The sequence below is a fragment of the Microbacterium umsixpiens genome (assembly GCF_053543675.1).
Genome location: NZ_JBLVOH010000185.1, coordinates 1,518 through 11,889, shown reverse-complemented (window position 1 = coordinate 11,889; position 10,372 = coordinate 1,518). Strand labels below are relative to the sequence as shown.

Annotated in this window: 10 protein-coding genes; 5 read left to right on the top strand and 5 right to left on the bottom strand. The window is 69.1% G+C overall.

The genetic code is table 11. The annotated features are described in order from the left end of the window. Positions 1–70: 70 nt before the first annotated feature. From ACNPM4_RS17135 to ACNPM4_RS17115, 5 genes are read right to left on the bottom strand one after another with little or no spacing between them, the layout of a single operon-like run. Positions 71–1,165 carry a dipeptidase gene (locus tag ACNPM4_RS17135; protein WP_029261652.1) on the bottom strand — a complete coding sequence of 365 codons (1,095 nt, stop codon included), beginning with the start codon at positions 1,163–1,165 and terminating at the stop codon, positions 71–73. 16 nt (positions 1,166–1,181) lie between these two features. Beyond that, entirely contained in the window at positions 1,182–2,072 is an 891-nt protein-coding gene (locus ACNPM4_RS17130; protein WP_448986482.1) for an aminotransferase class IV, read from the bottom strand. Positions 2,073–2,097: 25 nt separating this feature from the next. Then, a complete protein-coding gene (menC, locus tag ACNPM4_RS17125; RefSeq protein ID WP_448986481.1) occupies positions 2,098–3,246 on the bottom strand; it encodes an o-succinylbenzoate synthase in 1,149 nt (382 codons plus the stop codon). After that, positions 3,243–3,932: a MurR/RpiR family transcriptional regulator gene (locus ACNPM4_RS17120; protein WP_029261649.1), complete on the bottom strand. Its 690-nt coding sequence runs from the start codon at positions 3,930–3,932 to the stop codon at positions 3,243–3,245. The genes menC and ACNPM4_RS17120 overlap by 4 nt, the downstream gene beginning before the upstream one ends. Then, positions 3,929–4,714, bottom strand: coding sequence for a hypothetical protein (locus ACNPM4_RS17115; RefSeq protein WP_448986480.1), 786 nt, complete (start codon positions 4,712–4,714; stop codon positions 3,929–3,931). The genes ACNPM4_RS17120 and ACNPM4_RS17115 overlap by 4 nt, the downstream gene beginning before the upstream one ends. Before the next feature lie 93 nt (positions 4,715–4,807). On the opposite strand from ACNPM4_RS17115, the gene ACNPM4_RS17110 reads away from it, so the two are divergent. The 5 genes from ACNPM4_RS17110 to ACNPM4_RS17090 all read left to right on the top strand — a co-directional run. After that, entirely contained in the window at positions 4,808–5,956 is a 1,149-nt protein-coding gene (locus ACNPM4_RS17110) for a M20/M25/M40 family metallo-hydrolase (protein ID WP_448986479.1), read from the top strand. 394 nt (positions 5,957–6,350) lie between these two features. Next, the gene (locus tag ACNPM4_RS17105; RefSeq protein WP_448986478.1) at positions 6,351–8,078 is read left to right on the top strand and encodes an ABC transporter substrate-binding protein; all 1,728 of its coding nucleotides are present in this window, start codon (positions 6,351–6,353) and stop codon (positions 8,076–8,078) included. A 71-nt stretch (positions 8,079–8,149) separates the two neighbouring features. Continuing rightward, positions 8,150–9,193 (top strand): ABC transporter permease, encoded by a 1,044-nt coding sequence (locus tag ACNPM4_RS17100; RefSeq protein WP_105710141.1) that lies wholly within the window; start codon positions 8,150–8,152, stop codon positions 9,191–9,193. Then, positions 9,190–10,104, top strand: coding sequence for an ABC transporter permease (locus ACNPM4_RS17095; RefSeq protein ID WP_091037101.1), 915 nt, complete (start codon positions 9,190–9,192; stop codon positions 10,102–10,104). Before ACNPM4_RS17100 ends, ACNPM4_RS17095 begins: the two co-directional genes overlap by 4 nt. Position 10,105: 1 nt before the next feature. Beyond that, positions 10,106–10,372, top strand: a 267-nt coding sequence (locus ACNPM4_RS17090) for an ATP-binding cassette domain-containing protein (RefSeq protein WP_448986477.1), incomplete at its 3' end; no start/stop codon positions are given.

The following is a 10,372-nucleotide window of genomic DNA, read 5'->3' as shown; positions in this document are numbered from 1 at the left end:
CCCCCGAGCCAGGCCCCGAGGCGCCGCGGTCCGGAGCTCGCGGAGTTGACGACGACGAGCACGCGCGGGCTCACAGCGCTCCCTCCCGCGTCGACACATCGACGGCGGGCACCAGCGCGGCGGTCGCGGGCGGTGCGGCCCGCCCTGCCAGGAAGGACTCGTGATCGCGATCGGAAGCCTCCAGGACCCGGAGCACATTCTCGTGCGCGAGGCCGGCGAGTTCGGCCTCCGACCATCCCCGCGCTCGCAGCTCTGCGAACAGCACCGGGTAGCCGGAGACGTCGGCGAGTCCGTCCGGCATCGCATCGGTGCCGTCGTAGTCCGCGCCGATGCCGACGGCGTGTGGTCCCGCGACCCGTCGGATGTGGTCGAGGTGATCGGCGACGTCGCGGACGCTCACGGCCGGCGCCTCGCCCTCGCCTCCGGCCTCCCACCAGTCGCGGCGGGCCTGCGAGACGAACGTGGGTACGAAAGCGACCATCACCACTCCGCCCTGGGCACCGATCGCGGCGAGCACGTCGTCAGGGACGTTGCGCGGGTGATCGCAGAGGGCGAGAGCACCGGAGTGGCTCACCATCACGGGGCGGGTGGTCTCCTCGAGGGCGTGACGCATCGTCGTCGGGGCCACGTGGGAGAGATCGACGAGGACCCCGATGCGGTTCATCTCGCGCACCACCTCGCGGCCCCACGCACTGAGACCCCCGTGATGCGCGTCGTCGGTCGCGGAGTCGGCCCAGGTGGTCGTCCGCGACCAGGTGAGCGTCATGTACCGCGCGCCCAGACGGGCGTACTGGCGCAGCACCGCGAGCGAACCGCCGAGCTGGCTGCCGCCTTCGATGCCGATGAGCGAGGCGATCCGCCCTTCCGCCATCGCCTGGCGCACATCCGCTGCGGTCCGCGCGAAGGCGAGGCGCTCGGGGTGCGCGTCGACCAGACGGTGCACGAAGTCGATCTGCTCCAGCGTTCCGACGACCTGCTCGGCGCCCTGCAGCACCGGATCGACCCATACTGACCAGAACTGTCCGGCCACCCCGCCGATCGCGAGCCGGGGAAGATCGGTCTGCGTCGACGGCACGCCGTCCGCGAGTTCCTCCACCCCGTACCCGAGCAGGGTCCTGCTCGCCCACGCCAGGTCGTTGTGTCCGTCGATCACACTGTCGAGCATCCGCTGTGCACCTCTCTCAGTCCTCGCGCGCGTCCAGCGCCGCGTTCATCCGCGCGGTCAGGTCATGGTCGATGAACCGCTCCGCACCGTCGACCTGCCCCACCGGCACCGCGCCGCGCGTGCTGGAGCACAACCACAGCGCATCCGCCCGATCCAGATCGTCGCGCATGAGCACCCCGATCCTCGTCGGGACGTCGGTGATTCCCGAGAATGCATCGGCCTGGGTCGTTCCGGGGAGGACGCCGAGCTCGGCGGGTGGTGTGACGAGCTCGCCGTCGATGCGGGCGATCAGCGTCGAGCGCGGGCCCTCGAGCACGAATCCGTCTGCGCTCACGAAGATCACGTCATCGGCGCCGCGACGGGCCGCCTCCCGAAGGGCAGCCTGATTCACCGCATAGGCGAGCGACTTCGCTCCCTGCAGCAGCCAGGGGGCGGTCTGCATCACGTCGTGCCGGTAGCCGCGATCCAGCACGACGGCGCGGACGCCGCGCATACGGACGGCGGAGGGGTCGCTGCCGGCGAACCCGAGCACCCAACCGGTCGGCCCTCCCTGGTCGAATTCGTCGCCTCGGGTCATGACGAACTTGACGGACGCGATCTCCCCTTCCTCCAGCACTCCGGGAAGGGACACCGCCGCGGCCGCCCGGAGCACCGCGGCTCGCCACAGGTCGCGTCGGGGCGCGGGCAGCTCCATCAGCGCCGCCGAGCGTTCGAGGCGCGTCAGATGAGCCTCGAGTGCTTGCGGCCTGCCGCCGCGGACCACGGCGGTCTCGAACACCCCGTCGCCGCGATTGACGCCGAGGTCGGTCGCCCTGACGATCGGCTCACGCGGGTCGATGGGGTGGATGCTCTCCTCGACGGCGGACGTGCCCGACAGGTCGAGGCGAAACAGCAGCAGCGCACGCATGATGGTCCTCTCCGGAATGGGCGTCTCACCCGTGCGTGAGCGCGGGATCGCGGACGGTGGTGTCGGCGGAATCCCAGGTGCGGAACGCGGCCCGCTCGATCCGCTCCCCGAGGACGTCGTGGCCGATGCCCGCTCCGCGAGGAACCTGCACCCTGCCCTCCACCGCGGTGACGGGTGGGGCGATGATGTCGTCGACGTAGTACTTGTCGGAACCGGAGACGTCCGACGGGAGGAGGAACCCGGGCAGTGCCGAGATCGCGACGTTCGCCGCCCGACCGATCCCGAACTCGTGCATGCCCCCGCACCAGACGGGGATGCCGGCGTCGACGGCGAGGTCGTGCGCCGCCTTCGCGACGGTGAGTCCCCCCATCCGCGACACCTTGATGTTGAGGATGCGCGCGGCGGAGAGCCTGATCATCGTGCGCAGATCGCCGAGCCCGATGACGGACTCGTCCAGGCACACCGCCGTTCCGATCCGGGCCTGGAGCGTCGCATGCGCCACCATCTCCCGCGGGGCGAACGGCTGCTCGATCATGGTCAGACCCAGTGCGTCGAGCTGTGTGAACACGGCAGCGGAGTCGTCGTCGTCGGGATACGCGCCGTTCGCGTCGACGTGGAGGTCGAGGTCGGGGTGCGCGTCGCGCACCGCTCGCACCGGCTCCACGTCCCACCCGGGGGCGATCTTGAGCTTCACGCGCGGATATCCTGCGGCGCGCTGCAGCTCCACCTGGCCCAGGAGCTCGTCGATCGACGGCTCGATGCCGAGCGAGACTCCTGCCACGACCTCGTCACGGGTGCCCCCGAGCGCCGTCGCGAGGGAGAGCCCCCGGCGGCGGGCGAAGAGGTCCCACACCGCGCCGGAGAAGCCGGCTCGGGCGAACTCGTTGCCGCGTACCCGCGCCCACGTCATCTCCAGATCGGCAGGTTCCTCACCCTCGGCACCGACGAGGGCCGGCACGAGGTAGCGGGTGGCGATCTCCCACGCCGTCGTGGTCGTCTCCGCGCCGAAGTACGGGTCGCTGGGCGCGGCGATCTCTCCCCAGCCACGACGGCCTTCCTCGTCGGTGGCCTCGACGATGATGTGCTCGATGCCGGATTTACGATGCGAACTGGTCTCGAAGCTGTGCCGCAGGTCCTGACGCACCGCGAACAGCCGGATGCGGGTGATCTTCACGTCTCCGCCTCCTCGTCGACCTCGGGCCGCGAGGGATCCGAACTGTACAGTCCCAGTCGTGCGACGAGCCGATCGCGCTCGGCCAGGCGACGGCGGGCTCCCTTCGCGCTCGCCGTCGTCAGCGCACTCAGCAGGTGGCAGACGGCCGCGACCGGGGTGGGCGAGTCCGCGTAGGACGCAGACCCGGTGCGCACCCGGATGAGCGAGGTCGCGAGCGGCGCCAGCGGGGCGTCCTCGCTGTCGGTGATCACCACGAGCTGCCCGCCGGCCTCCCGGAACAGCTGCCCGAGCCGCACGGTCTCCTCGCGGTAGCGCCGGAGGGAGAAGGCGATGAGCACGTCGGAGGCCCGTACATCCGTCAGCACGGTCAGCGGCTGCAGCGCATGCCCGTCGACGAGGAAGACGTTGGACAGCGTCGCGGACAGGTCGGCGTTGAGCAGCTGCGCGTAGGCCGCCGCCTTCCCCTCACCCGCGACGTAGCGTCGTCGGGCGCCCAGCAGCAGCGCCGCGGCCTGCGGCACCTGGGCCGACGTGCTCAGCTCCTCGAACGTGAGCGCGAGCGTGCGCAGCTCGGTCTCGATGATGCGCGCCTGGATGCTCTCCGCCGAGAGGTTGGTCCGGATGCGCTCGCCGAAGCGGTCCCGCGGCGAAACGAGCTCGCGGTCCTCGTGCTGCTGGTCGCTCATGCGATGGCCTTCCCTGATGTGGCGCGGTAGACCGCGGTGTGCTCGTCGACACGGGAGGCCGCGACGAGCACGTCGCCTCGCCGGAACACCTCCGTCATCGCACTCTCCAGCTGCCGCCGCAGCGCCGGACGCTCGCCGGGGGCGAGCTCATCCGCACGCGCGGGGATCGCGATCCAATCGGCGTCGCCGACGTGCACGACGCGCCCCCAGTCCTCCCTGCCCAGTCCCGCCGGAACGCCCGATCGCGGCGCCCGGGGTGCGGTCGTGGTCGCGGTCAGATCCCAGGAGACCACGAGCCGGTCGGTGTCGGGCCGGGCGTAGTAGTCGCGTTCGAACGCGATGCCGACCGCACCGAGTGAGCTGAGGTTGAAGTGCGCGTTCCGCGCCAGCAGCGGATCGAAGGTCCAGCGCATGGACTGCTGCCCCCACCGGAGCGCGACGTCGCGTTGGGCGAGCTTGAGCGCCTGACCGACTCCGCGGCTCTGCTGCGCGGCATCGACCGCGGCCGCCTGCGAGTAGTGGAAGTGGGTCCCGCTCGCATCGCAGCCCGCGAAGCCGTACGCGAACCCGATGAGCCCCCCGTCGTCTGCGAAGGCCCCCACCGCGGATCCGCCGTTACGTGCGAGCGCGGTGAGCAGATTGGCGTTGAGCGCGTACTCCTGCTCGGTGTACGCGAAGACGCGCGCATAGAGTGCCGCCGCCTCACGGAACTCGGAGTACTGGGTCAGTTCGCGGCAGTCGTAACCGACGCCCGCGTCGGCGGCCACCGAAGAGTGAGGCACGATACGTTTCCTAAGATCGAACGAGTGATGCAGCTGGGAGCGATGTTATCGGCGGCTTGCACCTCAATCAAGAGGCAGATACGGTTCGTAACTGTGACCACTTTCCCGGCAGCTCCCGGAGCGGACCACCCTTCAGACGACATCATCGCACTCGTGCGCGAACTTGTGACCCGAGAGTCGCCCACCCGCGATGCCGTGGCGAGCCGCAGCATCGCCGATCTCCTCACCGGATGGTTCGAGGGCGTCGGCGGGGAGGTCCGCCAGGAGCCGACCGCCGCGGGAACGGATCTCGTCATCGACGTCGCCGGAGCCGGCGATCCGTACCTCCTGATCGGTCACACCGACACCGTATGGCCGGAGGGCACCCTCGACGGCGCGCTGCCCTGGTCTCAGGAGGGGGACGTGGTGCGCGGCCCCGGCGCCTACGACATGAAGGCCGGGATCGTGGTCATGCTCGAAGCCCTGCGGCGACTTCAGCCGCTCCCGCGCGAACGCCGCAGAGCCGTGCGCATCGTCCTGGTCGCCGACGAGGAGGTCGGCTCGCCCGAGTCGGGTCCCCTGCTCGCCGAACGCGCACGCGGAGCCGTCGCGGCCATCGGATTCGAGTCGCCGCATCCGGACGGCGCCCTCAAGGTCGGCAGGCGCGGGAGCGCACGCGTCAGGATCGCGGTCACCGGGCGCGCCGCACACGCCGCCCTCGACCCCGAGCACGGCATCTCCGCCGTGGACGAGCTCGTCGATCAGTTGATGCGGGTGCGAGAGATCGTCGCGGATCCCGCCTTGCCGGGACCCGTGCTCTGCAATGTGGGGACGATCTCCGGTGGCGCCCGCGCCAACGTGATCCCCGCACGGGCACAGGCGGAGATCGGTCTCCGCTTCACAGATCCGGTCACCGAGGAGCGGGTGATGCGGGCACTCGCCGCACTGCCGCCCGTCCGCACCGGTGCCGAGATCGTCGTCGAGACCCTGAGCTCCCGCCCTGCCTGGGTCGCCTCCGCGCAGGACGCCGCGCTGGTGGCGGCGATCGAACGGTCTGCCGCGGGCATCGGACAGCGCATCGAGGCGCGGCCGGCGGCCGGCGCGGGCGACACCAATCTGCTGGGCGCCCTCGGGCTGCCGACGGTCGACGGATTCGGACCCCGCGGAGGCGGAGCGCATGCGGAGGACGAGCACTTCCTGCGCTCCTCCCTCGGCGAGCGCATCGCACTCCTGCGTGCCGCGCTCACCCTGCCCGCGGAGTGAGGATACGATTCCCGTTTGCGCCCTGATCACGCTGATCCGAGGGATACGTTCCGGATCTCGGGACGGAAATACTGCATCTTCGAACTCCCTTCGCGTGGGGCGCATCCTTGCATCCGCATGTTTCCGGGCTGTTACACCCGGAAAGCAACCTGCGCCCAGATGCCGACTTGCGAAAAATCTTCGACGATACGCAACGAATCCCTTGACCCGGAGGCAGACTTCCGCTTGCATGGTCTCCACCGACCCGGCTTCATCGTGGATCCGGGCGGTGCCCGAAGGGACTTCTTCTATGCGTCTTGCCCCCCGCTCCAGAACAGCACGAAGTCTGACCGCCGCTGCGATCGCCTCCGCGCTCCTCATCGCTGCTCCCGCCGGTGCCGCTCAGGCGCAGTCCGTGAGTGCCGCGACCGAATCCCCCGCCTCCGAGACCACGTTGCGCATCGCGACGTCCGGCTTCGTCGACACGTTCAACCCGTTCATCTCGATCTACCTGACGCCGACGAACATCATCCGCTACGTGTACGAGTCCCTCGTGCAGAACGACGCCGAGGACGGCTCCCCCACCAAGGGCCTCGCCGACTCCTGGGAGGCCAGCGACGGCGGCCAGACCTGGACCTTCACCCTGCAGGACGATCTCACCTGGTCGGACGGCGAGCCGATCACCTCGGCCGATGTGAAGTACACCTACGACCAGATGATGACCGTGCCGGCCCTCGGGACCGCGAACGGCAACCTCGTCTCCAACTTCGACTCGGTCGAGACTCCCGACGACAAGACCGTGGTGATCTCGCTCAAGACGCCACAGGCGCCCAACCCCGGCTCCGAGATCCCGATCGTCCCGCAGCACATCTGGGAGGCGGTCGACGACCCGACCACGTTCGCGAACGACTCCGAGGTGGTCGGCTCCGGCCCCTTCGTCCTGGACAGCTACTCGGCCAACCAGTCGATCGTGCTCAAGGCGAACAAGAACTTCTGGCGTGGTGCCCCCAAGATCGACGCGATCCAGTACGTGTACTACACCAACTCGGACGCCCAGGTGCAGGCGCTGAAGGCCGGCGACGTCGACCTCGTCTCGGGCCTCACCCCGACGCAGTTCGAGGCGCTCGACGGCGTCGAGGGCATCACGACCCATTCCGGGATCGGACGCCGCTATCACTCGATCAGCATCAACCTGGGCCAGCAGACCCGCGAGAACGTGCCCTACGGCACCGGTAACGCGGCGCTGAAGGACCTCGAGGTCCGTCAGGCGATCCGCCTCGGCACCGACACGGAGACGCTGCTCGACAAGGTCCTCGCCGGCGAGGGCGTGCAGGCCACCAGCTTCATCCCCGCGTCCTTCCCGAAGTGGCACCTCTCGGACGACGACGAGGTGATCGTCGGGTTCGACCCCGACGCCGCGAAGGCGAAGCTCGACGACGCGGGCTGGGTGCCCGCTGCCGACGGCATCAGGGAGAAGGACGGACAGCGTCTGAGCCTGCGCCTGCTGACGGACGCCGACGACTCGAACGAGCAGTCCATCGCCGAGTTCTTCGTCCCGTGGATGAAGGACATCGGGATCGAGATCGCGGTCGAGTCGACCGACTCGGACACCATCAGCGCGAAGGCCACGTCCGGCGACTACGACCTGTACTTCAGCGGATGGTCGGTCAACCCCGACCCCGACTACCAGCTCGGCATCAACACCTGCATGAACCTGCCCACGGCGACCGACGGCACCGGCGGCACCACGCAGGACGGCTACTGCAACCCCGAGTTCGACGAGCTGTACGCCCAGCAGCGCTCCGAGACCGACGAGGAGAAGCGCCAGGAGATCGTGCACGACATGCTGGCGCTGAACTACACCGACACGGCACAGGTCGCCACCTGGTACGCCAACTCGCTCGAGGCCTACCGCTCCGACCGCTTCACCGGCTTCACCCTGCAGCCCAAGGATGGCGGCATCATCGCGAACCAGGCCGGCTACTGGGGCTACCTCACGGTCGAGCCCGTCGAGGGCGCGACCGCCAGCGGCACCGGCACGAACACCGGACTCGTCATCGGAGGCATCGTGGTGGGAGTGGTCCTCATCGGAGGACTGGTCTTCTTCCTGATCCGTCGTCGCAACATCGCCGACGTCGAATGACTCCAGCGAGACGCCGTGGGCGGCGGGCATCCGCCCCCGCGGCGTCTCCCGGTCCGCTGTAAGGAGACTTCATGTCGAACGCGGTTCCCCCATCCACATCCGCCATCGCCACCAGCGCCGCAGCCGAGGAGCAGCCGAGAGGTCTCGGCGGCCTCCGCTACTTCCTGGTCAAGCTGGGCGGCGCGGCCATCAGCATGGCGATGGTCATCCTCCTCGGATTCTTCGCCTTCAAGATCCTGCCTGGAGACCCGGTCGCATCGATCGCGCGCGAGCGCGGCATGAGCGCCGAACAGGTGGCGCAGTTGCGCGAGCAGCTCGGCCTGAACAAGCCCCTGTGGCAGCAGTTCTTCGACTACCTCGGCAACGTCTTCACCCTGAACTTCGGGACGAGCTACGTCTACCGCACCTCGGTCTCCGAACTCATCGGCATGTATTTCTGGAACACGATCCTCCTCACCGGCACCGCGGCGATCATCGCCATCGCCCTCGGCCTGTGGCTCGGGCAGAAGGCCGCGTGGAAGCACGGCTCCACCTTCGACCGCATCGTCTCGGGCACCTCGCTGGTGTTCTGGTCGGTCCCGACGTTCTGGCTCGCCCTGCTGCTGCTGATGATCTTCGGCGGCACGCTGCACTGGTTCCCCACCGGCGGGATGGTCTCCCCCAACCCGCCCACCGATCCCGTCGGCGCCGTCCTCGACGTGATCTCGCACATGGTCCTGCCCGTGATCACGATGGTCGCCGTCGTCTATGCGCAGTACCTGATGGTGATGCGCAGCTCGCTCCTGGAGGAGATGGGCGCCGACTATCTCACGACCGCGCGCGCGAAGGGACTACGGGAAGACCTCGTGCGCCGCCGCCACGCCGTCCCCAACGCCCTGCTCCCGACCGTCACCCTCGTCTTCATGCACATCGGCGGGCTGATCGCCGGGGCGGTGACGGTGGAGACCGTGTTCTCGTGGCCCGGACTGGGCAAGCTCACCTTCGAGGCCATCTCCGGTCCCGACCTGCCCCTCCTGCAGGGCACCTTCGTGGTGTTCTCCACGATCATCATCGTGATGAACCTCATCGCGGACCTCATCTACCGTCAGCTCGACCCGAGGGTGAGGCGCGCATGAGCACGGCATCCACTTCCATCCGCTCGCCCCGCGCGCTCGCCTGGCACCGCCGTGGGGCGGCGTTCGCCGACTTCTGCCGCCAGTTCACGCACCACCGCGCGGGCATGGTCGGTCTGATCTTCCTGGTCATCGTCGCGGCGGTGGCGATCCTGGCACCCGTGATCGCACCGTCGAGCATGCTCGACGTCACCAAGCTCGTCGACCCGGAGCGGTTCGCGCCGCCCTCGTGGCAGCATCCGCTCGGCACCGATCAACAGGGCCGCGAGATCTGGGTCCGCATGGTGTGGGGGGCGCGCGTCTCCCTTCTGGTCGGACTCGCGGCCACCGCCATGTCGATGGTCATCGGCACACTGGTCGGGCTCTCCGCCGGTCACTTCACCGGCTTCTTCGGCGGCCTGATGATGCGCATCATCGACTTCTTCCTCGTACTGCCCTCGCTCATCCTCGCGATCGTGCTCTCCTCGGTGCTCAGCCGCGGTGTCTGGACGATCATCATCGCGATCGGGCTCACATCCTGGGCAGGCACGGCGCGCGTGGTGCGGGCGCAGACCCTGTCGATCGAATCGCGCGACTACATCGAGCGCTCGCGGGCCCTCGGCGCCGGCCACTGGCACATCATCATCAAGCACCTCCTCCCCGGCGTGCTGCCTCTGGTGCTCGCCAACACCACGCTCACGGTGGGTTCGGCGATCATCTCCGAGTCCACGCTGGCGTTCCTCGGGCTCGGCGACACCACGCTGCAGTCCTGGGGCTCGATCCTGAAGAACGCGATGGACGTGTCCGCGGCGACCAGCGGCTACTGGTGGTACGTGCTCGTGCCCGGTATCGCGATCGTCCTGGTGGTGCTGTCGTTCACCCTGATGGGCCGCGCCGTCGAGAACATCACGAACCCGACGCTGAGGAGCCGATGACATGCCCGATCTGATCTTCGACGACGTCTCGATCACCTACCGCACCGCCGGGCGCGCCGGGCGGGACGAGGTCGCCGCCGTCCGCAACGTCTCACTGACGCTGCCGGCGGGCCAGACGCTCGGCATCGCCGGGGAGTCGGGGTCCGGTAAATCGACCCTGGCGATGAGCGTGCTGCGCCTGCTGCCCCACAACGCACGCCTGAGCGGCCGCGTGCTCCTGGGCGACCAGGACGTCGCGGAGCTCTCCTTCGGCCAGCTCCGCGCGGTG

Coding starts and splice junctions, on each gene's coding strand:
- ACNPM4_RS17135 (WP_029261652.1), bottom strand. CDS start 1,165: ATGCTCGACAGTGTGATCGACGGACACAACGACCTGGCGTGGGCGAGC.
- ACNPM4_RS17095 (WP_091037101.1), top strand. CDS start 9,190: ATGAGCACGGCATCCACTTCCATCCGCTCGCCCCGCGCGCTCGCCTGG.
- ACNPM4_RS17120 (WP_029261649.1), bottom strand. CDS start 3,932: ATGAGCGACCAGCAGCACGAGGACCGCGAGCTCGTTTCGCCGCGGGAC.
- ACNPM4_RS17100 (WP_105710141.1), top strand. CDS start 8,150: ATGTCGAACGCGGTTCCCCCATCCACATCCGCCATCGCCACCAGCGCC.
- ACNPM4_RS17130 (WP_448986482.1), bottom strand. CDS start 2,072: ATGCGTGCGCTGCTGCTGTTTCGCCTCGACCTGTCGGGCACGTCCGCC.